The sequence below is a fragment of the Streptomyces sp. NRRL F-5126 genome, assembly GCF_000721265.1.
Classification (GTDB): Bacteria; Actinomycetota; Actinomycetes; order Streptomycetales; family Streptomycetaceae; genus Streptomyces.
In genome coordinates, this window is sequence record NZ_JOFZ01000008.1 from 399,731 (window position 1) to 424,466 (window position 24,736).

The 24,736-nt window shown below is 71.7% G+C and carries 20 protein-coding genes and 4 tRNA genes; 8 read left to right on the forward strand and 16 right to left on the reverse strand.

Annotation, left to right across the window (positions count from 1 at the left end):
- Positions 1-92: 92 nt before the first annotated feature.
- Complete coding sequence (locus IH48_RS0119900; RefSeq protein ID WP_030906081.1) at positions 93-1,178, reverse strand: Leu/Phe/Val dehydrogenase; 1,086 nt, start codon at positions 1,176-1,178, stop codon at positions 93-95.
- A 201-nt stretch (positions 1,179-1,379) separates the two neighbouring features.
- Between IH48_RS0119900 and IH48_RS0119905 the strand changes: the two genes are divergently transcribed.
- Both IH48_RS0119905 and bldC read left to right on the forward strand, forming a co-directional pair.
- Positions 1,380-2,234, forward strand: coding sequence for a hypothetical protein (locus IH48_RS0119905; protein ID WP_030906083.1), 855 nt, complete (start codon positions 1,380-1,382; stop codon positions 2,232-2,234).
- 675 nt (positions 2,235-2,909) lie between these two features.
- Positions 2,910-3,116 carry a developmental transcriptional regulator BldC gene (gene bldC, locus IH48_RS0119910; RefSeq protein ID WP_003949541.1) on the forward strand — a complete coding sequence of 69 codons (207 nt, stop codon included), beginning with the start codon at positions 2,910-2,912 and terminating at the stop codon, positions 3,114-3,116.
- A gap of 537 nt (positions 3,117-3,653) precedes the next feature.
- Here bldC and IH48_RS0119915 read toward each other — a convergent pair.
- The 5 genes from IH48_RS0119915 to IH48_RS0119935 all read right to left on the reverse strand — a co-directional run bounded on the left by IH48_RS0119915 (position 3,654) and on the right by IH48_RS0119935 (position 8,568).
- Positions 3,654-3,728: transfer RNA gene (locus tag IH48_RS0119915), tRNA-Asp, on the reverse strand.
- A 91-nt stretch (positions 3,729-3,819) separates the two neighbouring features.
- The gene (gene hrpA / locus IH48_RS0119920; RefSeq protein WP_030906086.1) at positions 3,820-7,770 is read right to left on the reverse strand and encodes an ATP-dependent RNA helicase HrpA; all 3,951 of its coding nucleotides are present in this window, start codon (positions 7,768-7,770) and stop codon (positions 3,820-3,822) included.
- A gap of 138 nt (positions 7,771-7,908) precedes the next feature.
- Positions 7,909-7,982: transfer RNA gene (locus IH48_RS0119925), tRNA-Phe, on the reverse strand.
- 20 nt (positions 7,983-8,002) lie between these two features.
- Positions 8,003-8,077 (reverse strand) — tRNA-Asp (locus IH48_RS0119930).
- A 134-nt stretch (positions 8,078-8,211) separates the two neighbouring features.
- Positions 8,212-8,568, reverse strand: coding sequence for a hypothetical protein (locus IH48_RS0119935; protein ID WP_030906089.1), 357 nt, complete (start codon positions 8,566-8,568; stop codon positions 8,212-8,214).
- A 228-nt stretch (positions 8,569-8,796) separates the two neighbouring features.
- Between IH48_RS0119935 and IH48_RS0119940 the strand changes: the two genes are divergently transcribed.
- Complete coding sequence (locus tag IH48_RS0119940) at positions 8,797-12,258, forward strand: glycoside hydrolase family 3 C-terminal domain-containing protein (protein WP_078849868.1); 3,462 nt, start codon at positions 8,797-8,799, stop codon at positions 12,256-12,258.
- A 64-nt stretch (positions 12,259-12,322) separates the two neighbouring features.
- Here the strand turns inward: IH48_RS0119940 and IH48_RS0119945 are convergent, their stop codons facing one another.
- Both IH48_RS0119945 and IH48_RS0119950 read right to left on the reverse strand, forming a co-directional pair.
- Entirely contained in the window at positions 12,323-13,111 is a 789-nt protein-coding gene (locus IH48_RS0119945) for an SAM-dependent methyltransferase (protein ID WP_030906095.1), read from the reverse strand.
- A gap of 93 nt (positions 13,112-13,204) precedes the next feature.
- Complete coding sequence (locus IH48_RS0119950; protein WP_030906098.1) at positions 13,205-13,909, reverse strand: maltokinase N-terminal cap-like domain-containing protein; 705 nt, start codon at positions 13,907-13,909, stop codon at positions 13,205-13,207.
- A gap of 293 nt (positions 13,910-14,202) precedes the next feature.
- On the opposite strand from IH48_RS0119950, the gene IH48_RS0119955 reads away from it, so the two are divergent.
- Entirely contained in the window at positions 14,203-15,783 is a 1,581-nt protein-coding gene (locus IH48_RS0119955; RefSeq protein ID WP_078849869.1) for an SDR family oxidoreductase, read from the forward strand.
- Between the two features lie 25 nt (positions 15,784-15,808).
- Here IH48_RS0119955 and IH48_RS0119960 read toward each other — a convergent pair whose 3' ends face one another.
- From IH48_RS0119960 to IH48_RS0119990, 6 genes are all read right to left on the reverse strand, one after another.
- On the reverse strand, positions 15,809-16,285 hold the full coding sequence (locus IH48_RS0119960) for an endo alpha-1,4 polygalactosaminidase (RefSeq protein WP_051840184.1): 477 nt from the start codon (positions 16,283-16,285) through the stop codon (positions 15,809-15,811).
- Positions 16,286-16,396: 111 nt separating this feature from the next.
- A complete protein-coding gene (locus IH48_RS0119965) occupies positions 16,397-16,780 on the reverse strand; it encodes a PH domain-containing protein (RefSeq protein ID WP_158710329.1) in 384 nt (127 codons plus the stop codon).
- Between the two features lie 200 nt (positions 16,781-16,980).
- Positions 16,981-17,613, reverse strand: a complete 633-nt coding sequence (locus IH48_RS0119970; protein WP_030906110.1) for an ALF repeat-containing protein — start codon at positions 17,611-17,613, stop codon at positions 16,981-16,983.
- A gap of 1,048 nt (positions 17,614-18,661) precedes the next feature.
- Positions 18,662-18,928: a Txe/YoeB family addiction module toxin gene (locus IH48_RS0119980; RefSeq protein WP_030906112.1), complete on the reverse strand. Its 267-nt coding sequence runs from the start codon at positions 18,926-18,928 to the stop codon at positions 18,662-18,664.
- Complete coding sequence (locus IH48_RS0119985; protein ID WP_078849889.1) at positions 18,925-19,215, reverse strand: type II toxin-antitoxin system prevent-host-death family antitoxin; 291 nt, start codon at positions 19,213-19,215, stop codon at positions 18,925-18,927. Before IH48_RS0119985 ends, IH48_RS0119980 begins: the two co-directional genes overlap by 4 nt.
- A gap of 78 nt (positions 19,216-19,293) precedes the next feature.
- The gene (locus IH48_RS0119990; protein WP_234434319.1) at positions 19,294-20,253 is read right to left on the reverse strand and encodes an ArsR/SmtB family transcription factor; all 960 of its coding nucleotides are present in this window, start codon (positions 20,251-20,253) and stop codon (positions 19,294-19,296) included.
- Between the two features lie 289 nt (positions 20,254-20,542).
- Here IH48_RS0119990 and IH48_RS0119995 point away from each other — a divergent pair, with 289 nt between their 5' ends.
- A complete protein-coding gene (locus tag IH48_RS0119995) occupies positions 20,543-20,917 on the forward strand; it encodes a hypothetical protein (protein ID WP_030906121.1) in 375 nt (124 codons plus the stop codon).
- Positions 20,918-21,050: 133 nt separating this feature from the next.
- Here the strand turns inward: IH48_RS0119995 and IH48_RS0120000 are convergent.
- A tRNA-Glu gene (locus IH48_RS0120000) sits at positions 21,051-21,123 on the reverse strand.
- A gap of 138 nt (positions 21,124-21,261) precedes the next feature.
- Between IH48_RS0120000 and IH48_RS0120005 the strand changes: the two genes are divergently transcribed.
- Complete coding sequence (locus IH48_RS0120005; protein WP_030906123.1) at positions 21,262-21,612, forward strand: metallopeptidase family protein; 351 nt, start codon at positions 21,262-21,264, stop codon at positions 21,610-21,612.
- Between the two features lie 24 nt (positions 21,613-21,636).
- Here IH48_RS0120005 and IH48_RS0120010 read toward each other — a convergent pair whose 3' ends face one another.
- Positions 21,637-22,335 carry a YczE/YyaS/YitT family protein gene (locus tag IH48_RS0120010; RefSeq protein WP_030906126.1) on the reverse strand — a complete coding sequence of 233 codons (699 nt, stop codon included), beginning with the start codon at positions 22,333-22,335 and terminating at the stop codon, positions 21,637-21,639.
- A 61-nt stretch (positions 22,336-22,396) separates the two neighbouring features.
- Between IH48_RS0120010 and IH48_RS0120015 the strand changes: the two genes are divergently transcribed.
- Together IH48_RS0120015 and IH48_RS0120020 are read left to right on the forward strand one after the other, a co-directional pair.
- Positions 22,397-23,788 (forward strand): PLP-dependent aminotransferase family protein, encoded by a 1,392-nt coding sequence (locus IH48_RS0120015; RefSeq protein WP_030906129.1) that lies wholly within the window; start codon positions 22,397-22,399, stop codon positions 23,786-23,788.
- 253 nt (positions 23,789-24,041) lie between these two features.
- Positions 24,042-24,725 (forward strand): hypothetical protein, encoded by a 684-nt coding sequence (locus IH48_RS0120020; RefSeq protein WP_030906132.1) that lies wholly within the window; start codon positions 24,042-24,044, stop codon positions 24,723-24,725.
- Positions 24,726-24,736: the final 11 nt, after the last annotated feature.

Sequence of the window (24,736 nt, forward strand, 5' to 3'; positions counted from 1 at the left end):
CGCCCCGTACTCGCTGGTCAGTGGCGATTTTAACCCCATCTCGGGGGCCGACCCGCCCGACCGGCGTGAGTCACGTCTCGCCGGCCCCCTCGTCAGGCGCTCCCGGTGGCCTCCGCCATCCGGAGTTCGGCGATCCTGTCCGCCGCCGCGGCCGGGGGAACGCCATCGATCTTTGCACGAGCGAAGATTTCGAGCGTGGTGTCGTAGATCGTCGCCGCCTTGGCCCTGCACCGCTCGAAGTCGAAGCCGTCCAGCTCGTCGGCGACCTGCATCACGCCGCCCGCGTTCACCACGTAGTCGGGCGCGTACAGGATGTCGCGGTCGGCGAGGTCCTTCTCCACGCCCGGGTGCGCGAGCTGGTTGTTGGCCGCGCCGCAGACCACGCCCGCGGTGAGGTCACGCACGGTCGCGTCGTCGAGGGCGCCGCCGAGCGCGCACGGCGCGTAGACGTCGAGCCCGGCGAGGCGCACGAGGGCGTCCGTGCCGGAGACGGCCCGCACCCGCGGGTACCGCTCGACGATGCGGGCGACCGCGTCGTCGCGCACGTCCGTCACGACGACGTCCGCCCCGTCCTCCAGCAGGTGGCCGACCAGGTGGCGGCCGACCTTGCCGACGCCGGAGATCCCGACCGTGCGGCCGCGCAGCGAGGACTCGCCCCACTTCTCGCGTGCGCTCGCGCGCATGCCCTGGAAGACGCCGAACGCGGTCAGCACGGAGGAGTCCCCCGCGCCGCCGCCCTCGGGGGAGCGGCCCGTCGTCCAGCGGCAGGCGCGCGCCACGACGTCCATGTCCTGGACGTACGTGCCGACGTCGCAGGCCGTCACGTACCGGCCGCCGAGCGACGCCACGGCCCTGCCGTAGGCGAGCAGCAGCGCTTCCGTCTTGATCTGCTCCGGGTCGCCGATGACCACGGCCTTGCCGCCGCCGTGGCGGAGCCCTGCCATGGCGTTCTTGTACGACATGCCGCGCGAGAGGTTGAGCGCGTCGGCGACGGCGTCGTCCTCGGACGCGTACGGGTAGAAGCGGGTGCCGCCGAGCGCGGGGCCCAGGGCTGTCGAGTGGATGGCGATCACGGCCTTCAGGCCGGACGCGCGGTCCTGGCAGAGCACGACCTGCTCGTGTCCACCCTGCGCGGAGTGGAAGAGCGTGTGCAGGACGCCGTCGGTCACATCGGTCACGGTGGTGACTCCCAAGTACGAAGCGGCGGAGCCCCGCCGGCGGCCGCTCCTGAAGGTGGGGAGCGGCGCGCGGGCGGGACCTGTTCGGCATGAGCGTAGCCCTGCGCGGCCCTGCGGGCCGGGGTTCGGAGGCAGTTGACCCGCGGAGGCGAGGCGCGCGGGGGTACGACGCGGGCTGCTGAGGCGTGGGACGATTTCGGCATGCCGGCGGAGTCCTCCTCAGTACTGGTCCCTTACACGTCCTACCTGCGGGTGTACGAGCCGCTTGCGGCGTTCCCCGAGCCGGAGAGGGCGCACTGGACGCGGTACGCGCGCCGCGGCCCCACGCCCACCGCGCAGGACGAGTTGCGCCGCTCGCTGGCCGACCTGCTGCCGACACCGCCGGTCCCGGTGCGGGTGCACGAGAGCGCCGACGCGTTCGTGGCCGAGGTGGACGGCGTCGTGTGCGTCTGCCCCTGGCGGACGCGGCTGCGCGGGTGGCTCGCGCTGGAGGAGCTGGCCCAGGAGCTGCCCGGCTCGCTGCTCGACGCGGTGCTGCCGCCCGTGGTGCGCGGCCAGGCGGCGGCGGACTACGAGCGCTGGCGCGAGGGCAACCCGGACGCGCGCCCGTGGATCAGGACGTCGGTGTGGCAGGTGCCCGTGGGCTGGTTCACGCTCTTCGCCGACGACGAGCGCGAGTACGAGCCTGGACCGGGCGGGGACGGGGCGCGCCGCCCGCTGCTGCGCTACCGGACGCCCATGGTGCAGGCGCGCAGGCGGCTGGCCCGCGCGCTGAAGGCGCTTCGCGACACGATGGACGACGGGCCGCTGATCGAGGGCCTGGTCGACGTGGGGCGCTGGCTCGAGGAGTTCCATCCGAGGTCGCTGGTGGAGCTGGACTACGGCGGCCTGGTGCACGTGCTGCCCGACGAGCGTCTGGCGAAGGACCACTCGGCGGCGGACGTGGCCGAGGGCATCGCCGCGCTGCGCGAGGGGGACGGGGAGGGCGCGGGGGCCGCGTACGCGCGCTTCACCGAGCGCTGGCGCGCCGTGAAGCGCCTCCAGTTCGCCAACTGACCCGGGAGGGCCCGCACGGGCCTTCCGGCCCGCGTGCGGTCCTCCGTGGCGCCCGTGTCCGGGCGGGCGCGGACGGTGTGCCCGTAGGCGCTGCGTAGATCGACGTATCGAAATCGCCGTGCTTCACGTATTGTCCGTACACTCCCGCGCAACGCTTTCACCAGAGCCGCACAGGACCACACACAGTCCAACGGCCTGCGCCCCAGGTGGGATGTGCCTTTCGTCTCCGCCCAACGTCCCGATTCCGGGCGTTTGGTCCTTAAGCGTGATGGACCGCACTAACAGGGGCCTTGTGCTCATCCCCCACCCTCGTGTCAAAATAGGACAAGGAGTCCGGGGAGGGTTCCTTCCGCCCAAGTGTGGGTGGAATGTTTTGCATTGCACTCTGTATGGGGGGTCTGGTGGCCCCTGGCAGTTCTGTGACTGATCGTCACAGTCGCGTGACTGTCCGCTATGGCATGGTCCATCGGCTTCCGCCGCTGATGAACACCTCAGAGGGCAATTCCATCGGTTTGGCCGACGTGGCTGGACAGATGGTGTAGTTGTAGTGCCGAGGACAAGCCGTTCGTCCTATAACCGACTCGGTCCGCGTGCGCCATTTCGGGCAACGCGGGCCAAGGTGCAGAATTTAGTGGAAAGAACCGAGAAGGTTCGGTTCTCCCGAGGAGGCCGCTCATGACCGCTCGCACCCCTGATGCCGAGCCGCTGCTGACCCCGGCTGAGGTTGCCACGATGTTCCGCGTGGACCCGAAGACGGTCACACGCTGGGCAAAGGCGGGCAAGCTCACGTCCATCCGAACGCTCGGAGGACATCGCCGGTACCGCGAGGCTGAGGTCCGCGCACTGCTTGCGGGTATCCCGCAGCAGCGCAGCGAGGCCTGAACAGCACATTAGGGCTCAACAGGCACAACAAGCAGGGCCCGGCCAGTTCCCCCAACTCGGCCGTTCCCGCCCATAGCTCCACACGACGGGTGCCTGCCCCAACAGGCCCCACGCCCAGGCATTACGGGTAAGTCGTCAAGATCGCGCCGGACTCCGCCGAGTCCGGCGCGATCTTGTGTGCGGGGTGTGTCCCCCGTGTGGGTGGATGCGGAAGCGTTCTGACGGTCCGACCGGTCGGTGTGTTGGAACCTGTGGGAGTGGATCCCCGGAGAGTGCAATTGCACATACAAAATTGAGGGCATGTAGGAGAGGTATAAACGGGACTGCTTACCAAAGTTGGAGAGTGACTCCCGTCACACCACGGACCGCGGTCGTGCGGCCGGGGCACGCACTGGCGTGCCGGGCTTCACAGGGTGCGGCGTGCACAGACGAGCGTCAATACGCACATCGGCGTGTAACCGGCGGTCGCCGCGCCGGGCAACGCGAAGGGCAATGCGAAAGGCCCGCACCCTCGGGGTGCGGGCCCTTCACCTCATGCGGTCCTGACGGGATTTGAACCCGCGGCCTCCACCTTGACAGGGTGGCGAGCACTCCAAGCTGCTCCACAGGACCTTGACGCGCCGCCCGGCGAGTGCGGGCCGCGGAGACAGACTGTACAGCAGCTCAGACCGCCGGGTCGAACTGAGAAGCTCACCCCGGCCCGCTACGGCGCCGCCGCGTCGATCGCCTTCACGATCCGCTTGTCGGAGACCGGCTGCGCCGTCCCCAGCGCGTGCGCGAAGTAGCTGACCCGCAGCTCCTCGATCATCCAGCGGATGTTCTCCACCTGCTCGGGAACGGGCCGCCCCCGGGGCAGCTGCTCAAGCAGCCAGGCGTACTCGTCCTGCATCTCGTGGACCTTCTCCATGCGCGTGGTGTCGCGCTGCACCGCCGTCGGCATCTGCTGGAGCCTGCGGTCCGCCGCCGTCAGGTACCGCATCACGTCCGGCAGCCGCCGCACGCCGACGGCCGTGACGAAGCCCGGCGGCACAAGACGGGCCAGCTGGTCCCTGACGTCCTGGACGTTCGCCGACAGCGCCTGGCTCGTGGTGACGCGCAGCCGGCGCTCGCAGGCCTGCCAGGCGGCCAGGATCTGCTGCACCTGCGCCACGGCGTGCACGGTCGCGCCGACCAGGTCGGCGCGGACGCTGTCGTACAGCTTGCGGTACGACTCCTCGTCCCACGCCGGGCCGCCGTGGTCGGCGATCAGCTTGTCCGCCGCGGCCGTCGCGCAGTCCTCGAACAGCGCCTGGATCGAGCCGTGCGGGCTGCTGGACAGGTTGAGCTTCTGCTGGTTGGTCAGCTGCTGCGACGCGAACTTCGCCGCGTTGACCGGGACGTTCAGCAGGATCAGCCGGCGCGTGCCGCGCCACATCGCCCGCTGCTGCTCGGCCTCGGTGTCGAAGAGCCGCACCGCGACCGTCTCGCCCTGGTCCACCAGCGCCGGATACGCCTTGACGGGCTGGCCGGCCCTGCGCGTCTCGAAGACCCTGACCAGGGAGCCGATCGTCCAGTCCGTCAGGCCGCCGCGTTCGATCGCCTCTCCGCCCGACCGCTCCGCCGTCGCGGCGGCGGCCTTGGACAGGGCCTGGCGCGCCTTCGGGCGCAGTTTCAGCCGCAGCGACTCGAGGTCCTTGGCCTCCGCCAGCTTCCGCCGTCTCTCGTCGACGATACGGAAGCTGATCTTCAGGTGGTCGGGGACGCGTGAGAGGTCGAAGTCGTCGGGCGCGACCGTCACCCCGGTCATCTGCCTCAGTTCGCGCGCGAGCGTGGCGGTCAGCGGCTCCTGGAGCGGCACGGCGCGGTCGAGGAACCGCTTGGCGTAGTTCGGCGCCGGCACGCAGTGGCGCCTGATCGGTTTGGGCAGCGACCTGATGAGCTCCGTGACCACCTGCTCGCGCAGCCCCGGGATCTGCCAGTCGAACCCCTCGTCGGTGACCTGGTTGAGCACCTGTAGCGGCACGTGGACGGTCACGCCGTCCGCGTCGGCGCCGGGCTCGAACTGGTAGGTGACGCGGAACTTCAGCCGGCCCTGCCGCCACGAGTCCGGGTAGTCGTCCTTGGTGACGGACTCCGCTGCCTCGTTGATCAGCATCGACCGCTCGAAGTCGAGCAGTTCGGGCTCCTCGCGGCGCTTGTGCTTCCACCAGGAGTCGAAGTGGGCGCCGGACACCACGTGTTCCGGCACGCGCTGGTCGTAGAAGTCGAACAGCGTCTCGTCGTCCACCAGGATGTCGCGCCGCCGCGCGCGGTGCTCGAGCTCCTCGACCTCGCCGAGCAGCTTGCGGTTGTCGTGGAAGAACTGGTGGTGCGTGCGCCAGTCGCCCTCCACCAGCGCGTTGCGGATGAACAGGTCGCGCGAGACCTCCGCGTCGATCCGGCCGTAGTTGACCTTGCGGTCGGTGACGATCGGCACCCCGTACAGCGTGACCTTCTCGTACGCCATCACGGCCGCCATGTCCTTCTCCCAGTGCGGCTCGCTGTAGGTGCGCTTGATCAAGTGGCCCGCGAGCGGCTCGACCCACTCGGGCTCGATCCGCGCGTTGACGCGCGCCCACAGCCGTGACGTCTCCACCAGCTCGGCGGACATCAGGAACCTGGGCGGCTTCTTGAACAGCGCCGAGCCCGGGAAGACCGCGAACTTGGCGCCGCGCGCGCCCACGTACTCGTTCTTCGCGCCGTCCTTGACGTCCTTCATGCCGACGTGGGACAGCAGGCCCGCCAGCAGCGAGACGTGGACGCGCTGGTCGGGCGCCGTGGCGTCCTCGTCGCCCAGGGAGATCCCCATCTGCTTGGCGACCGTGCGCAGCTGGCTGTAAATGTCCTGCCACTCCCTGATCCGCAGGTAGTTCAGGTACTCGGCCCTGCACATCCGCCGAAATCCCGAGGACGAGCGCGCCTTCTGCTGCTCGCGCAGGTAGCGCCACAGGTTGAGGAAGGCGAGGAAGTCCGACGTCTCGTCCTTGAACCGCGCGTGCTGCTGGTCGGCCTGCGCCTGCTTGTCGACGGGCCGTTCGCGCGGGTCCTGGATGGACAGCGCCGCCGCGATCACCATGACCTCGCGGACGCAGCCGTTGCGGTCCGCCTCGACGACCATCCGTGCGAGGCGCGGGTCGACGGGCAGTTGCGAGAGCTTTCGGCCCAGCTCCGTCAGGCGCTTGCCGCGCCCCTTGACGTGTCCCTTGGCGGACGGGTCGAGCGCGCCGAGCTCCTCGAGCAGTTGCACGCCGTCGCGGATGTTGCGGTGGTCGGGCGGGTCGATGAACGGGAACCGCTCGATGTCGCCGAGGCCGGCCGCCGTCATCTGGAGGATGACCGACGCCAGGTTCGTGCGCAGGATCTCGGCGTCCGTGAACTCGGGGCGCGCCTCGAAGTCGTCCTCCGAGTACAGCCGTACGCAGATGCCGTCCGACGTGCGCCCGCAACGCCCCTTGCGCTGGTTGGCGCTGGCCTGGGAGACGGGCTCGATCGGCAGCCGCTGCACCTTGGTGCGGTGGCTGTAGCGCGAGATGCGTGCGGTGCCGGGGTCGATGACGTACTTGATGCCCGGCACCGTCAGCGACGTCTCCGCGACGTTCGTCGCCAGCACGATCCTGCGGCCGGAGTGGCGCTGGAAGACGCGGTGCTGCTCCGCGTGCGACAGGCGCGCGTACAGCGGCAGGACCTCGGTGTTCCTCAGCTTGCGGCGCTCCAGCGCGTCCGCCGTGTCGCGGATCTCGCGCTCGCCCGAGAGGAAGACGAGGACGTCGCCCGGGCCTTCGGCCTGCAGCTCGTCCACGGCGTCGGAGATCGCGGTGACCTGGTCGCGGTCGCCCTCGTCGCCGTCCTGTTCAAGCAGCGGCCGGTAGCGCACCTCGACGGGGTACGTGCGGCCCGAGACCTCCACGATCGGCGCGTCGCCGAAGTGGCGGGAGAAGCGCTCGGGGTCGATCGTCGCGGACGTGATGACGACCTTGAGGTCGGGGCGGCGCGGCAGCAGCTGGGCGAGGTAGCCGAGCAGGAAGTCGATGTTGAGGCTGCGCTCGTGCGCCTCGTCGATGATGATCGTGTCGTAGGCGCGCAGCTCGCGGTCCGTCTGGATCTCCGCGAGCAGGATGCCGTCCGTCATGAGCTTCACGAACGTCGAGGCCGGGTTGACCTGGTCGGTGAAGCGGACCTTCCAGCCGACGGTCTCGCCGAGCGGCGTCCCGAGCTCCTCCGCTACGCGCTCGGCCACCGTGCGTGCGGCGATGCGGCGCGGCTGCGTGTGGCCGATCATGCCGCGCAGGCCGCGCCCCAGCTCCAGGCAGATCTTCGGGATCTGCGTCGTCTTGCCCGACCCCGTCTCACCGGCGACGATCACGACCTGGTGGTCGCGTATCGCCTCCAGGATGGTGTCCTTCTTCTGGCTGACGGGCAGCTGCTCGGGGTACGTGACGGCGGGCAGCCTGGCGGCCCGCCGCCTGACGCGGTCGGCTGCCTTCTCGGCCTCGGCGCGGATCTCGTCCAGCACGGCCTGGCGTGCTTCGGGCTTGCGGATGCGCCGGGTGCCTTCGAGTCGGCGGCCGAGCCGCTGCGCGTCGCGCAGGGAGACCTCGGCCAGCAGGGACTGGAGGTCGGCGAGGGAAGTAGACATACCGCATCCCAGGATCTCACCGCCGCGGCCCCGGCGGCGAACCCATTACGGGCGGCGCGCAACGACAGCGGAACGAGGAGAGCACAACGACAAGAGCGGTACGCCCCGTCTCGGGGACGTACCGCTCTCGTCACGCTGTGGCTGGGGCCGGGATCGAACCGGCGACCTATCGCTTTTCAGGCGATCGCTCGTACCAACTGAGCTACCCAGCCACGCAACCGGAAGGCTGCAGCGGTCCTGACGGGATTTGAACCCGCGGCCTCCACCTTGACAGGGTGGCGAGCACTCCAAACTGCTCCACAGGACCAGGCGATGCGCGTGGGCAAGTCTCGCATACGGTGACGCGTGCACCCACCGGATATTTCCTGGTGGTGTCCTTGCCCGAAGTCGCAGGACGAGCGTATCAGAACGGGGAGGGTGCGCCGTCCTGCCCGCGGCCCGCTAGGCGGGCCCTGCCGCCTCGCCCTCCGGCCGGTGCTGCACGCGGCAGCCGTAGTGCCCGCTCGCCGTGCGCTCGCACACGACGTACGGCACCGTCCCCGCCACCCCGCCGGTCGCGCGCCAGGGCATGACGGCCTCGCCGGCCAGCAGCGCCTCGACGGTCTGCAGCGCGGCGTCCCTGGGCTCGGGGTGGTGCTCGTACTGAGCCGACCCCAGCGCGAGGGCGACGGCCAGGCCGAGGAGGTTGACCTCGGTGGGCTCGCCGGGCACGGCCGACCCCGCGACGGGGTCAAGACGGATGCCCGCGTCCGGCACGTCCACGACGCGGGCGACGTAGCGCTCTGGGGTCTCGGGCATGGACACGCTCGCTTCCTCCTGCCGGCGCGGTGGCCGTACCCCATGCATGGCCACACTTCAATGATCAGGCCAATTCCGCCGCACGCATCTTGTTCCCGGACATGACAGGCCGTAGAAACGTCTCGTTCTGTCCATGTCCGGCCACCCACTGTCACACACATCACTTCCTGTCACCTCCACCCCACGCGTTTCCGCTCCCAAGCTCCTCCCTTTCCCCAGGAGTTCACCATGCGCAGAACCAGACCGCGCCTCGGTGCGGTTGCCTCAGGTGCCCTGCTCGTCGCGGCGATGGCCGTGCCGGCCTCCGCTTCGGCGGCGGCCGCGGCGCCCGGCGAGCCCGCTTCCCCGACGTCGGCCGACTGCCCCTGGGTCGGCTCGCACGCCCCCATCGGCCACCGCGTCTCCCAGGTCCTGTCGAAGATGACGCTGGACGAGGAGATCGCGATGGTCCACGGGGCCGCGGGCTCCGCGTACACCGGCTACATCCCCGGCGACTCCCGCCTGTGCATCCCCGCCCTCAAGATGCAGGACGGCCCGGTCGGCGTGCGGATGTCCGACACGACCCAGCTGCCCGCCGCGGCGAACGTCGCCGCCTCCTTCGACCCGTCGCTCGCGAAGTCGTACGGCGCGGTGATCGGCGCCGAGGACAAGGCGAAGGGCGTCGACGTCGACCTCGGGCCCACCGTGAACATCGTCCGCGACCCGCGCTGGGGGCGCGCCTTCGAGTCGTACAGCGAGGACCCGTACCTCACCGGGCAGATCGGCGCCGCCGACATCGAGGGCATCCAGGACCAGGGCGTGATGGCCCAGGTGAAGCACTGGGCGGTCTACAACCAGGAGACCAACCGCAACACGGCCTCTGACAACGCTGTCATCGACGACAGGACCGTCCACGAGGTCTACGCGGCCGCCTTCGGCACAATCCTCGACCAGGCGAAACCGTCCTCGGCCATGTGCTCCTACTCGTCGATCAACGGCACGTACGCCTGCGAGGACGCGTACCTGAACAACATCCTCAAGAAGCAGTTCGGCTTCGACGGCTTCATCACCTCCGACTGGGGCGGCACCCACTCCACCGTCGCGTCCGCCAACGCGGGCATGGACATGCAGATGCCGGACGGCTCCTACTTCGGCACCGCGCTCAAGACGGCCGTGCAGAGCGGTCAGGTCAAGAAGGCGCGCGTGGACGACATGGTCACGCGCATCATGCGCGAGGAGTTCCGCTTCGGCCTCTTCGACCACCCGTCGGCCGACACCCCGGACGCGAACGCCTCCACGCCCGCCCACGTCGCGGTCGCGAAGCGTGCCGCCGAGGACGGCGCGGTCCTGCTGAAGAACAGCGGGCACGTCCTGCCGCTGGACAGCGGGAAGGTCAAGTCGATCGCCGTCATCGGCGACGGCGCCGGCAAGGACACGATGAGCGCGGGCGGCGGCAGCGCCACCGTCGCGGGCACCGGCACCGTCACGCCGTACGACGGGATCAAGGCGCGCGCGGGCGCGGGCACGAAGGTGACGTACGCGCAGGGCAACGTCAGCGCCAACGGCGAGCTGCCGGTGATCGGCAGCCAGTACCTCACGCCGCCGTCCGGCACGGGCCACGGCCTCCAGGGCGCCTACTACACCAACACGACTCTCTCCGGTGACCCGGCCGCGACGAGGACCGACCCGCAGGTGGACTTCGACTGGAACGGCGCGGCCCCGGCCGACGGCGTCGCCGGCACCAACTTCTCCACGAAGTGGACGGGCACGCTGACTCCGCCCGCGACCGGCACGTACACCTTCGGGCTGACCAGCGACGACGGCAGCCGGCTGCTGATCGACGGCAAGCAGGTCATCGACAACTGGCGCGACCAGGCGACCCACACCCAGACCGGCACGGCCACGCTGACCGCGGGCAAGCCGGTGCAGGTCGAGGTCGACTACTACCAGGGCGGCGGCGGCGACGAGGTGCACCTCGGCTGGGAGACGCCCGGCAGCGACCTCCAGGGCCAGGCGGCGGACCTCGCCGCCAAGTCCGACGTGGCGATCGTCTACGCCAACGACTTCGAGTCCGAGGGCAGCGACCTCTCCGGCATCGACCTGCCGGGCGACCAGAACGCCCTGATCGAGGCCGTCGCCAAGGCCAACCCGAACACGATCGTCGTGCTGAACACCGGCTCCGCCGTGACGATGCCCTGGCTCGACCAGGTCAAGGGCGTCTTCGAGGCCTGGTACCCGGGGCAGGAGTCCGGCGACGCCATCGCCGCGCTGCTCTACGGCGACGTCAACCCGTCCGGCAAGCTGCCGGTCACCTTCCCGAAGTCGCTGGACCAGGTGCCCGCGAACACGGCGGCGCAGTGGCCGGGCGTGGACGGCAAGGTCCAGTACTCCGAGGGCCTCGACGTCGGCTACAAGTACTACGACGCGCAGCACGAGGACCCGCTCTACCCGTTCGGATACGGCCTCTCGTACACCTCCTACAAGTTCTCCCACCTGCGCGTCGAGGGCTCGACGATGCGGGAGGGCGGATCGCTGCGGGTGACGGCCGACGTCACCAACACCGGCTCGCGGGACGGCAGCGAGGTGGCCCAGCTGTACCTGAGCGAGCCGAAGGCCGCGGGGGAGCCCGTCAGCCAGCTGAAGGGCTTCCAGAAGGTGGCCCTGAAGGCGCACCGGACCAAGCGCGTCACCTTCCGGCTGACGGCGCAGGACGCGTCGTACTGGAACAGCGACGCGCAGGCGTGGACGCTCACCCCCGGCACGTACCGGGTGCGCGTCGGCGACTCGTCGCGCAGCCTGCCGCTGAGCGGCTCCTTCCAGGTGCGCAGGACGACGGGCCCGCGCTTCACCAAGGTGTCCGCGCCGTCGCCCGCGGCGGGCGGCTCCACGGTCGCGGTGCGCACGACGTTCACCAACGGCGCGACGCAGCCGGTCATCGGCGCCACGACGAGGCTGTCCGTGCCGTCCGGCTGGCGGGCGAGGGCCACGAGCCCGGCGACGCACCGGCTGGTGGCGCCCGGCAAGTCGGTGACGACGACGTGGGCGGTGACCCTCCCGGACGGCGCCAAGGGCGGCGCCGCCGAGCTGACGGGCACGACCCGCTACCTCGGCTCGCCGCACACGAGCCCGGGCGACGGCTCGGCGACGGTCCAGGTCGCCTACGCCAATGTCGGGGCGGCGGCAGGTGAGGTCGGCGTCACGGACGACTCCGCCACGGCGGCGGGCTCGTTCGGCGACGCCGGCTACAGCTTCTCGGCGCAGGCGCTCGCCGACGCCGGCATCAGCCCCGGCGGACGGGTCACGGCCGGCTCGGCCGCGTTCACCTGGCCGGACGTCGCTGCCGGCACGCCCGACGACGTGGCGGCCGCGGGCCAGGCGATCGCCGTGCGCGGGTCGGGGACGCGGCTGTCGTTCCTCGGCGCGGGCACCAACGGCACGCAGCAGGGGCAGGTGACCGTCACGTACGCGGACGGCACGACCTCGACGGGCACGGTGACGCTGGCCGACTGGTACGCGAACCAGGCGGTGGACGGCTGCTCGCTGGTCGCCACGACGGCGCACTGGAACAACCCGCCCGCCGACACGCTGCCGCACGACCACAAGGTCAGCCTGTACGCGTCGTCGGTGCCGCTGACGGCGGGCAAGCAGGTCGCGTACGTGACACTGCCGGACAACGCGTCGCTGCACGTCTTCGCGACGGCGATCGGCTGAGTGCGGGGTGTTCGCGGGGGCGCCGCACGCGCGGCGCCCCCGCGGCACCGAATGATCCCAGGGATCAGGGCACGCGGACGACGGCGGCGTAGATGCCGCTGCGCTCCTCCTCGGGCGCCGGCTCCTCCTTGTACCAGTGCGGCGCAGTGACGAGACCGGGCTCGACGGGTTCGAGGCCGTCGAAGAATCGTTCGGTCTCCTCGCGCGTGCGGAAGCGCAGCGGGATGGTGCCCTTCTTGTACGCCTCCTGGACCGTCGCGACCATCTCGGGCGGGTGGAAGTCGGTCGTGCCGTGCGAGAAGATCAGCAGGCTCCCCGACGGCAGGGCGTCCACCAGCGTGCGGACGATGCCGTACGGGTCCTCCTCGTCCTGGACGAAGTGCATCAGCGCGATCAGCGACAGCACGACAGGGCGGTCGAAATCCAGGATGGTGCGCGCGTGCTCCACGATCGCGCCCGGCTCGCGCACGTCCGCCTGGATGTAGTCCGTCGTGCCCTCGGGCGTCGAGATCAGCAGCGCCTCGGCGTGGCGCAGCACGATCGGGTCGTAGTCCGTGTAGACGATGCGGGCGGCCGGGTTCACGCGCTGGACGATCTGGTGGAGGTTCGGCTGCGTCGGGATGCCCGTGCCGATGTCCAGGAACTGGTCGAACCCCTCGCGTGCCGCCCAGGCGACGGCGCGGTGCATGAAGGCGCGGTTCTGCCGGGCGGCGGCCTTGGAGTCCTCGGGCAGCTTGTCGCCGACGGCCTGGTCGACCAGGTAGTTGTCCTTGCCGCCGAGCAACCAGTCGTAGACCCGGGCCGGATGCGGCTTGCTGGTGTCGATCCGGGGCTTGGGTGTGGATGAGGACATCGGGACTCCGTTTGCGTATGGCCGGGGTGCGGGGGACGGCGACAAAGCCAAGAGTGCCGCACGGCGGTGCGATGCGGAACGCGGGGGCGCTCCCTATGCGCCCGGCCGCGCCTGCGGTCGTGCGTCGAGCAGGGACGCGTACCTGCCGCGGAAGGCGGCGCCGTCCGGTGCGCGCCAGCCGGCGGTGACCCGGCCGAGCACACCCCCGGGCAGCCCCCCGTCCGCCGTGTCCTGCTCCGGTTCGAGCACGCGGTGGACCCGTAGCGTCAAGGTGCCGTCCCCCGTCGGCACGCGCACATCGGAGCCGCCGGGACCGTCCGCCACGGCGGCCGGTGCCGCCCCGGGCACGGCAACCGGGAGCGCCGTCCGCACGCGGTGGCTGGTGACGGTCGGATCGGCGGTGTGGCTCGCGCTCTGCGCCTGCGGCTCGGCCTCGCCGCGCAGCAGGGCGTACAGCTGCTCGACGAGGACCGGGTCGTGGACGCCGTCGTACACGTAGCGGTGGCCGAGCACGCCGTGCTCGGTGGTGCCGACGAGGGCGTGGCCCGCGCCGTCGAGCGGCGCCGAGCGGTAGGTCACGGGGATCAGGTAGGCGACGGGGAGCGGCCCCGACACGTCCGTGACGGTCATGAACTCGATGCCGACCTCGCCCGCGGGGTCGTCGAGCCGGAAGCCGCCGGCCTTCGCGAGCTCGGGCGCGTCCGCCCCGGCGAGGAACCACGGGCGTCCCGGCAGCCAGGCGGTGAGCAGTTCGAGCTTCGTCGGTGTCAGCGTGGTGTCGTGGTGGATGACTGCCATGCGCGTCGCCTTTCTGGGGCAGGCCGGGACCGTCGCCATCCTGCCAGGGCGGCGCGGCGCGGCCTCGCACGACGCGGTGGCCGGGGCGCGGCGGATGCGGGGCCGCGTCCCGCGAGCGGCGGGAGCCGCCCTGGCGGGGGATGCTGGAACACGGGCACACGCACGGCAGCGGAAGCGGATCAGGCACGACACCGAGGCGCGGAGGTGCGGACGTGGGGACAGCAGGCGATGGCGGCGCGGCAGGCGATGGCGGCGCAGCGGGCGATGGCGGCGCAGCGGGCGATGGCGGCGCGGTGGACGCCGAGGCGAAGAGGGACGGGCGCGGCGCGCTCTGCCTGGTGACCGGCGCGACGGGCTACATCGGCGGCCGGCTGGTGCCCGAGCTGCTGGCGGCCGGGTACGCGGTGCGGTGCCTCGTGCGGACGCCGGAGAAACTGCGCGACCACCCGTGGTCCGGCGACGTGGAGGTGGTCAAGGGCGACGTCACCGACGAGGCGGGCGTCGCCGCGGCCATGGACGGTGTCGACATCGCGTACTACCTCGTGCACGCACTCGGCTCCGGCAAGGACTTCGAGGACACCGACCGGGAAGCCGCCCGCGTCTTCGGCCGCTCGGCGCGCGCTGCGGGCGTCCGCCGCCTCGTCTACCTCGGCGGGCTCACGCCCGCCGGGGTGCCGGAGCGCGAGCTGTCGCCGCACCTGCGCTCGCGCGCCGAGATCGGGCGCATCCTGCTGGCGTCGGGCGTGCCGACCGCCGTGCTGCGCGCCGCCGTGATCATCGGCTCGGGCTCGGCGTCGTTCGAGATGCTGCGCTATCTGACGGAGCGGCTGCCGGTGATGGTCACGCCGAGCTGGATCTCCAACCGCATCCAGCCGGTGGCCGTACGCGACGTGCTGCGCTACCTGGTCGGCGCGGCGGAACTGCCCGCAGACGTCAGCAGGGCCTTCGACATCGGCGGGCCCGACGTCGTCACGTACCGCGAGATGATGCGGCGCTACGCGCGCGTGGCCCGCCTGCCGAGGCGGCTGATCGTCGCACTGCCCGTGCTGACGCCGAGGCTCTCCAGCCTCTGGGTCGGCCTCGTCACACCCGTCCCCGCCGGCCTCGCCAGGCCGCTGACGGAGTCGCTGCGCCACGAGGTGGTGTGCGCCGAGCACGACATCGTCCGGTACGTGCCCGACCCGCCGGGCCACCCGTACGGGCTCGACCGCGCGGTCGAACTCGCGCTGCGGCGGGTGCGGCAGGGCCAGGTCTCGACGCGCTGGTCGTCAGCGTCCGTGCCGGGCGCGCCGAGCGACCCGCTGCCCACCGACCCGGACTGGGCGGGCGGCAGCCTCTACACGGACGCGCGCGAGGGCACGGTGGTGGCGTCACGGGCCGCGCTGTGGCGGGTGATCGAGGGCATCGGCGGGGTGCACGGCTGGTACTCGATGCCCGTGGCCTGGGCGGTGCGCGGCTGGCTCGACCGGTTCGCGGGCGGCGTGGGGCTGCGGCGCGGCCGCCGGGACACCGAGCGGCTCCGGGTCGGCGACTCGCTGGACTTCTGGCGGGTCGAGGAGATCGAACGCGGCGGGCTGCTGCGGTTGCGCGCGGAGATGCGGATGCCGGGGCTCGCCTGGCTTGAGATGCGCGCCGACACGGACGCCGACGGCCGCACCGTCTACCGCCAGCTCGCGCTGTTCCGGCCCCGCGGCCTCCTCGGCCAGGCCTACTGGTGGAGCGTCTACCCGTTCCACGCGCTGATCTTCGGCGCGATGGTCCGCAACATCGCGGCGGCAGCGGAGGCCGAGGAGGGCGGCGTGCCGTCGCTGACGGCGCCCGCGCCGGCCCCGCGGGGCGCGCGCCACCCGGGGCCGGGGCTGCCACCGGCCTGACGGCGGCCCTGAACGGCCGGGGGCCTCAGCAGCGCTCGTCGCGATGGCCAGGGGCGCCCGCGGGCACGACGTCCCTGTCCCGCAGCGTGACGGACAGGGTGCGGCACTCCTCGACCACGGCGAAGTCGAAGCCGATCTCCTTGTGCCTGCCCAGCAGCTCGCCGGTGTTCTTCTGGGCCACGGCCAGGCCGTCGCGGTGCCCGCGCCGCACCAGCAGCTTCGCGAAGGCGACGGCGACGGCGTCCGTCGCGTCGAGCAGCCCGTCAGAACGCTGGTACGAGGCGAGGCTGTCGGGCGCCACCGCGTCGAACCCGGCCTTCGCGCAGCCGTCGATCCACCGGCCGACGATGCCCATCAGCTCGCCGCGCCTGCCGGCCGTGGAGATGTCGAGCAGCGGTGACCGCGTTCGCGAGACTGCCCGGCTGCTGAGGAACCCGTCGCCCCCGCCGCGGCAGAGGAGCCCAACCCCGGCCGTTGAGGACGCGGAGGACCCGCTGAACACGGCCGCCCCGGTATCCGCCGCGCCGTAGACGGGCGCTTTCCAGGCCAGGGACAGCGTGGCGATCGACGGCCGCTGCGGTGATCGGTAGCTCGTGGAGCGCGCGGCCGCCCATCACCTCGGCGGCGGCTGGATGCGGGCGGCCGGCTCCGTCTTCGCCCTCCACCAGCCGACGACCTTCGCGTAATGCAACTCGAAGTGCGGTCCCGGGTACAGCCTGCTGCGGTGGATCGCGGGCAGTATGCGCCGGCGGCCGTTCGCGAGAGTGATCCGCACCGCGAGCGCGCTCCCCTGTTGCCCCCTGCTCTCCCGCACTTCGATCCACCGGATCTCCCGCCAGGGGTAGGTACGGCCGTGCCCGAAGCCCCTGCGGATGGTGATTCCGGCCGCCCCGACCTCAGTCCTGCTGCTCAGCGCGAACAGGAAGCCGAGACCGGCGGCCACCACTGTCCCGCCCAGTGTCCAGCAGAAGATCTTGATGCCCGTCTGCTGGAGCAAAGCGACGCTCTCAATGGCCAGTAGGCTGACTATTAGGGACAGTTGATACCCGTCCGGGCGGTACTGGTCTTTCCCCCGGAAACACAGCTCCTCCACATGGCGCACACTACAAGCCCGCAGCGCCGGGTGATACACCGGCGCGGCAGCGGTCGAATCGCCCTCCCCGCACCGGGCGCACAACCCCCGGACGGCAGAGCTTCTCAGGAAGCGTCGACCTCGTACTGGCCGTGCTCCAGGAAGTACCGCAGCGCTTCCGGCGAGCCGTCGTCGAGGGCCTTCTGCGCCGCCGTCCGCAGCGCGTCGCTGATGGTCGGGTCGGCGAGCATGTGGAAGATGGCGACGCTGTCGTCCTCGGCCTGGGCGAGGCGGTAGCCAGTCTCGAGGAAGGTGCGTACGGACTCGGGGGTGTCGATCTCCAGGGCCTTGTCCGCCTCCCTGATGACCGCCTTGTCGTTGTTCTCCCGCGCGTGGCCCAGGATCGTGAAGACGGCGACGCTGTCGTCCTCGAACTGGGCCTGCGTGAAGCCCGTTTCCAGGAAGGTGCGCTGGTCCTCGATGGTGCCTTCGAGGGCAGCCTGTGCGGCGGCGTGGACGGACTTGCCGGTGTCCGGGTCGGCGAGGATGCGGAAGATCGCCACCCGGACGTCGTCGTCGGACATCTCGTCGACCGGCGTGGTCGAACCGTCCGTGCCTGACGCCGAGACCGCGGACGCCGAGACCGCGGACGCCGAGGGCGTCGCGGCGAAGCCCGCGGCGAACGCGGGGGTCGCGAACAGGAGCGCCGGGGCCAGGGCGGCGGCAGCGATGGTCAGGGCGGTATGGGTCGGTCTCACGTGTGGCCTTTCGGACGGGTACTGGGAACGTCCGGGGACGCTCCGGCACATACGAACCTCCGCGCGGAACCCGCACAAGGTATCCACATACTTGCGCAACATGATCAGGAGATAATCCTCAGCATGTGATTGATATGTGGTGCTGAGGCAGATCCGTCCCCGGCCCTCCGGCATCCGGCCGCCCGTTGCCAGTCGGCCGTTGAGCCTGACCGCGTGGGTCCTCTCCAGCCTCCTGCGGAAGGGTAGTACCGGGACTCGATGGCCCATCAGCCCAGTCGGGCGGCCCGCTGGTCGGCTTCCGGGAACCATACGATGCAGACCCTGGCCCTCCACGGCCCCGGGCCGTGCGACTACCGGATCACGAGCGAGGAAGAGCACACGTGCGGCGTCCGCCAGGGCAACGCGTGGGAGCCGTCCGGTGTGAGGTGATCATCTGCGCTGACGACACCGAGCGCCGCCAGCCCCTCCAGATCCATGCGGACGGGGCCACCGCAGGCCCGCCGGCCGCGGTTTGCGTCTCCCCTGCATGGCCCGGCGGGCGCCGGTTTCGAGGGCGTTGCGCATACGCACGGCAAAGCGTTGGTGCTCCAGGGGCCCGCGCCGGTTCCGGACCACCTTGCGCTCCCACAGCTCGATCGCGGCCGCGATGTCCTCGGGAAGTTTCTGGAGTTCGTCCCAGCTCAGGAACTCAGGGAGGTCGGCACCTGGTGTGTCGGGCGGACCTGCTGACATGCCGCCTCCCGTGCCTGGACACCCTGGGGCTCACGATAGGGGTGCAAGAGTGCCCCAATGGGATTCGAACCCGACATCGTTACCTGCCTGACCCGCGGAAACGCGCGGAAGTCGGATGAATACCCCTGTTCGGGTCCGCCTGCGTCCTGCTGCATCCTCCTCGATCCGGGTCCGGTGCCGACGTGTCAGCACGGAGTGGCTGACCTGTGCAGCCGCGAACCCGGGCTCACGGGGGCGACGCCTGGTCTCATGCGGCGGCCGGTGCCTCGTTTGTCGGCCTCTGGACCGGGCCCGCCGCCTGCGGTCGGGCGCGTCCTCATCGGCGGTCGTAGTGGAAGCGGCAGGCCACGACGTGGATGGCATCGTCCTCGTCGATGCGGTACACCAGCCGGTGTTCGGAGTTGACGCGCCGCGACCAGTACCCGGAGAGGTCGTTCCGCAGCGGCTCGGGCTTGCCGATCCCCTCGTGGCCGTTGCGGTCGATGTCGGCGATGAGCTGGTTGACCCGTTTCAGCAGCTTGCGGTCGTTCGCCTGCCACCACACGTAGTCGTCCCAGCCATCGTCGAGGAACCGCACCTTCACGCGGCGCCCTGTCCGGCCCCGTCGTCGGGGTCGACCAATTCGCGGACCGTGCCGCGGCCCATCCGGTCCTGCTCGACCGACCTGCGCAGGCGCTCGGCCATCGCGGGCGACCGCAGCAGGTAGTCGGTCTCCTTCAGCGCCTCGTACTCGGCGAGGGAGACGACGACCATGGGCTCGTGGCCGGCGCGGGTGATGACGAGCTCCTCGGCGTCGTCCTCCACCGCGTCGAGGGCGTCGGCGATACCCGCGCGCAGTTCGGTGACACTCATCGTCTTCATAACGTACAGAATAACGTACGGTGCCATCGGACGCATTTTCCGGCAACCGCCATCGACTCGTCGCGCGAATCCCAGACGTACAGACGTTCACGATGATGAAGCGGGCAGGCGGCCGTGGAGCAGGGCGACGCCCAGCGGGCTCAGGACGTGAACGACCCGTCCGCCGTCGCGTCGGCTGCTGGCCAGACTTGCCGCACGCAGGGCCTTGACGTGCTCGCTCGCCGACGCCGCCGACACGCCGAGTGCGCGCCCCAGTTCGCCGGTGGTGATGCCCTTCTCGCAGGCGGCCAGCACCCGGGCCCGTGTCCGTCCCACCAGTTTGGCCAGGGCGGTCGGGCGGGAATCGGCCGGTGGCCGGGTGGTCGCCGTCTCATGGCTGATCGGGTACACCAGCACCGGCCGCAGGGCGGGGTCCGCCAGGGCCACGGGTGTCCGCCAGCAGAAGAACGAGGGCACGAGCCGGATGCCGCGCCCCGCCAGATGCAGGTCGCGTTCCCTCGGGTACCGCATTTCCAGTACGGGCGGCCTCCACGCGGCCAGCGGGCGCAGCGACTGGAGCAGGGCGTCCACGCCGCCGTCGGCCAGCGTCGTCGCCCGGAACCGGCGGTCCTCGTCCACGCCCGCTGTCGCGTGCACCCAGTCCGGTTGGACGACGGTGGCGTGCAGAGCCCTGAACGTGCCGGTCAGTTCGTCCATCCGCTCGGGGTTCCTGGCCGCCAGACCGCGCATCCACGGTGTGGGGCGACGATCACGCCACAGCCAGCCCAGTTCCCTGCGCAGCCGGTCGGGGGCGGTGCCACGCAGCCCGTCGAGGCCGGCCTCGAGACCGTCGACGGCTTCGCCCGGCGTGAGGAAGTCGGGGAAGTCACGGGCCGTCGCGGGCGCGAGTGCGGCGAGCAGCCTGCCCGCGGCCGTCAGCTGCCGCTCCGCCAGGTCGGCCAGGGCCCGCGGGCGCCATTGGCCGAATGCCGGCGGAAGCGGCCCGCTTCCCGCCAGCTGCTGCACGGCGAGGACGGTCTCCCACATCGCGTCCGGCCCCGGTGCCACGCGCACCTTCCGAAGGTCCTCCCCCGTGAAATGGATCCGCAGCATTCCCCCAGTCCCTTCCCCCGTCCGGGACAACTCACCGCAACCGGCGAGTGGCCTCGGCCATCACGACTCGGTCAACCAACTTTCCTCGTATATAGGCCTGTTGTGTGTACGCGTCAACGACGCCCGGCGTCGCCCGGCGCGCCGCCACCGGGGTTTCGGCCCATCCCGAAACGCCTTACGCGTCCGCTCCGGCGCCTGCCAGAGTGCGATCCGCCAGCAATTCCGACCACAAGGGGGAAATCGCATGAGGTTTCGTACGCCTGCCCGACTGGCCTCCGCGGCCGCCGCGGCCGCGCTCTGCCTGACCGGCCTCACCGCCGCGACGGCCGAGGCCTCGACGCCGGCCGCCGCGTCGTTCACGTGCTACACGGGCGACCTGTGCATCCACTACAAGGACTCCTCGGGCAAGTACCACTGGAAGGCGCTCTACGTCTGCCAGCGCTGGAACATCCCGGGCGTCGCCACCTGGTTCGACAATTACCAGACCGGCGGGGCGAAGCCGACGTTCTACTACCCCGGCGGCACGACCTGGGTTCCGAGCACCAAGACCGGCCGCCCGATGCACTACCCGTACGACAGCCCGAAGAAGACCGCTCCCACCAGCGTGCGCAACTGCTGACACCGCTGGCAGGCGAGTGATGTGGCGCCCGTGTCCGCTCCAGGGCACGGGCGCTTTCGTCTGCCGTCCGGCGGCAGCAGCAAAGAGTCCCCGTGACCGGATTCCGCGTCGGTCAGGGGGACTGTGTGCGCAGTGCCCCCAACGGGATTCGAACCCGTGCTACCGCCTTGAAAGGGCGGCGTCCTGGGCCACTAGACGATGAGGGCTTACGGGCCGTGCCGGGCGCCATCGGGCGCGACGGGGGACGGGAGCAGCATAGGCGATGCGCTGAGCTATCGCCAAAACGGTTTCGCCTGCTCCCGCGGCCCCTCGCGCCGCATCCCGGCCCCGGCGACAATGGCCGGGTGCTGGAGATGACGCGCGAGGAGTTCGAGGAACTGGTGGCCGAGGCGCTCGACCGCATACCGCCCGAGCTGACCCGGCTGATGGACAACGTCGCGGTCTTCGTGGAGGACGAACCGCCCTCGTCCGACCGGGAGTTGCTCGGCCTGTACGAGGGGACGCCGCTGACCGAGCGCGGCGAGTGGTACGCAGGGGTGCTGCCCGATCGCATCACCGTCTACCGGGGCCCGACGCTCCGCTTCTGCGCGACCCGCGCGGACGTGGTCGCGGAGACGGAGGTCACCGTGGTGCACGAGATCGCACACCATTTCGGCATCGACGACGCGCGCCTGCACGCGCTCGGGTACGGGTGACCCTCGCCGCGGGCGTACCCGCGATCACGATTCGCCCCGGGGGTGCGCGGGAGCGGCCGGCAATCGGACGGCTGCCCGCGGCAGGAAGAAGCCGACGAGGGGCCCCACGCACAGGGCGATGAGAACGGTGCCCGCCCCGACGGTGCCGCCCAGGAGCCAGCCCGCGGTGGCGACCGCGACCTCCATCCCGGTACGGACGGCGGCGACGGGCAGCCGGGTGAGCCGCACGAGCCCGGTCATGATGCCGTCGCGCGGTCCCGACCCGAACTGCGCGCCCAGGTAGAGCGCGTCGAAGAAGGCCAGCGCGAGCAGACCGAGCAGCAGGTAGCCCGCCCGGCCGAGCGCTCCGTGCGGCTCCGGGAGCACGGCCGCCGTGGCGTCCGCGGTGAAGCCGATGATGCCCACGTTGAGGAGCGTGCCGAGCCCGGGGAGCTCGCGCAGCGGGATCCACGCGAGGAGCACGAGGACCGAGATCATGTTCGTCGCCCAGCCGAAGGAGATGCCGGTCGCGTGCGACGTGCCCTCGGCGAGCACGCTCCAGCTCGTCGCCCCGAGCCCGGACCTGACCAGCATCATCACGGCGGCCCCGTACCCCACGAGGCCGGTCAGGAGCTGGAGGATCCGCCGGGTCGTCCGGCCCGCACGAATCTGGGCGAGGGCGCTCATGCGGGGGAGCACGGGACGGTCGCGGCGAGAGCGTGCGGGGCGAGCGAGAGGTGCCATGGGGTCTACCCTGGGGCCATCTGGACCCTGATTCCATAGCCAGATCGGCTACGCTGGTCCGGTGAAGGTCAGTTCGCACGCGGTCGCCGGCATGCTGGGCAGCTGGCAGGAGGGCCCCGGGCCGGGGCACCGGCGCCTCTCCGACCGGCTACGGCTGCTGATCCTGGACGGACGCCTCTTCATCGGCGCCGCCCTGCCGAGCGAGCGGGATCTGGCCACCGTGCTCGGCACCAGCAGGACCACCGTCGGCGCCGCGTACCGCACCCTCGTCGAGCACGGGTACCTCGCCACCCGGCCGCGCGCCAGGGCCACCGTCCGGCTGCCGGGTGACCCGCCGACCGGACGACGGGCGGCCGAAGGCCCGTCGATCATCGACCTGTCCCTGGCCGCGCCGTCCGCACCCGCCGAAATCCTCCATGCCGCGTTCGCGACCGCTTTGGAGCAACTGCCACGCCACTTCGAGCGGCACGGCTACGACCGCTACGGCATCAGAGAGCTGCGCGAGGCGGTCGCCCGCCGGTACGGGCGGCGCGGACTGCCCACCTCGTCCGACCAGATCATGATCACCAATGGCGCGCAGCACGCGCTGGCCCTGCTGGCGCGAGCCCTCCTGTCACCGCGCGACAGGGTGGTGATCGACCACCCGACCTACCCGCACGCGATCAGGACCTTCCTGGACGTGCGGGCCCGGCCGCTGCCCGTCGCCATGACCCCTGCGGGCTGGGACGCCACACAGCTGCGCGAGGCGGCGCGCGCCGCGCGCCTCGCCTACCTGATCCCCGACTTCCACAACCCGACCGGCCTGCTCATGCCCGCGAGCGTGCGCCGCGAGCTCGTACTCCCCTGTCCCACGATCATCGACGAGACCATGGCCGAGCTGGCTCTGGAGGGGGAGGCACCGGCGCCCTTCGCCGTCCACATGCCCGACGCGATCAGCGTCGGTTCGGTGTCGAAGAGCATCTGGGGCGGCCTGCGCATCGGCTGGATCCGTGCGACCCCCGCCCTCCTCGAACGCGTCGAGCAGGTGCGCCCGGCCACCGGCCTCGGCACCCCCGTGGTCGAACAGCTGGCCACCGCGGTCCTGCTCGACGAACGCCCGACCCCGCGGCGCGAGACCCTGCGGCAGCTGCGGGACCAGCGGGACGCGCTGGCGCGGGCACTCGACGAGCACCTGCCGCATGTCCGCGCGCCGCAGCCGGCCGGCGGCCTGACGCTGTGGGCCACGTTCCCCGAGCCGATCAGTTCGCGGCTGGCGGCGATCGCCCCCGACCACGGAGTGGCGATCGCGGCCGGACCGCGCTTCGGGATCGGCGGCGCGTTCGAACGCAACGTCCGGCTGCCGTACACGCTCCCTCCTGAGCGACTCGCCGAGGCGGTACGCGGACTCGCCCGTGCCGAACGTGCGCTCACCCGGGGCGCGACCGGCGCGCATCCCCCCGCATCCGTCGCCTGAGCCCCGCCCGGCGCCCGTCCCGGCCGCGTGAGCGGGTGGCGTACGGCGGCGGGCGCGACGGCGGGCGTACGCGGGCTACGCCGGGGCGTGTCCTGACGGGGCCATGCCCGTTGGACAGGGCGACGTACCGCCCACCGCCCCTCGTGGTCAGACCGCGCCCGCGAGGGGCGACCCGCCCCGCTCCCGTCCCGGAGGTGCCCTCGTGCGCCAGTCGTCCCCTTCCGCCTCTGCTCCCCGCGGCGCCCCTCGCAGCGTGCCGGGGCACGGGCGCGTCGCGCGGCGCGTCGCCGTGTGGGTCGCCACGTCGCTGGCCGTGGCCGCGTCCGCGGGCTGCATGAGCGTCGGCGGCGCCGCCGACGCCCCCGCACCCGGCCACTCCGCGAAGGGGCAGGGTGCCGCGGCGGGGCCCGACGGCCGCGCGGGCTCGCGTGCGGTGCTCGGCGGCGAAGGCGGAGGGGGAGGAACGGGCCACGGAGCGTCGGACGGCGCGGACAAGGGCAAGGGCGGCAAGGGCAAGGACGGCAAGGACGCCAAGGGGAAGGGCGCGAAGGACGCCGGGGGCGCCTCGGCCGATCCGTCCGCGGCCGGTGGTCCGACGCCCGTGGTCACGGCCGGGGGCCACCACCACCGCCCACGCCACCACGGCGGCGGCGCGGCCGGCGGGCAGGCGGGCGGCGGTTCTGGCGGTTCTGGCGGCCCTGCCGGGCCGCCAGGTGGTCAGCCAGCGAGCGACCCGCCCGCGCCGACGGACGGCCCGCCCGCCGGGGGCTCCGGTGGTGGGACGGGCGGGGACACGGGAGGTGGCGACCCGTCAGGCAGTGCGGCGCCGCCCTCGGCCTCGCCCGCGGCCGACGTGCGGACGACGGCACTGGCGCCGGGCGACGGCGTGGGGATGCGCAAGGAGCCTTCCGCGTCACCGCAGTTGGGGCCCGCGTGACGCGCGCGGCA

Coding starts and splice junctions, on each gene's coding strand:
- IH48_RS0119945 (WP_030906095.1), bottom strand. CDS start 13,111: ATGTCCTCATCCACACCCAAGCCCCGGATCGACACCAGCAAGCCGCAT.
- IH48_RS0119995 (WP_030906121.1), top strand. CDS start 20,543: ATGAGGTTTCGTACGCCTGCCCGACTGGCCTCCGCGGCCGCCGCGGCC.
- hrpA (WP_030906086.1), bottom strand. CDS start 7,770: ATGTCTACTTCCCTCGCCGACCTCCAGTCCCTGCTGGCCGAGGTCTCC.
- IH48_RS0119940 (WP_078849868.1), top strand. CDS start 8,797: ATGCGCAGAACCAGACCGCGCCTCGGTGCGGTTGCCTCAGGTGCCCTG.
- IH48_RS0120010 (WP_030906126.1), bottom strand. CDS start 22,335: ATGGCACCTCTCGCTCGCCCCGCACGCTCTCGCCGCGACCGTCCCGTG.
- IH48_RS0119950 (WP_030906098.1), bottom strand. CDS start 13,909: ATGGCAGTCATCCACCACGACACCACGCTGACACCGACGAAGCTCGAA.
- IH48_RS0119905 (WP_030906083.1), top strand. CDS start 1,380: ATGCCGGCGGAGTCCTCCTCAGTACTGGTCCCTTACACGTCCTACCTG.
- bldC (WP_003949541.1), top strand. CDS start 2,910: ATGACCGCTCGCACCCCTGATGCCGAGCCGCTGCTGACCCCGGCTGAG.
- IH48_RS0119935 (WP_030906089.1), bottom strand. CDS start 8,568: ATGCCCGAGACCCCAGAGCGCTACGTCGCCCGCGTCGTGGACGTGCCG.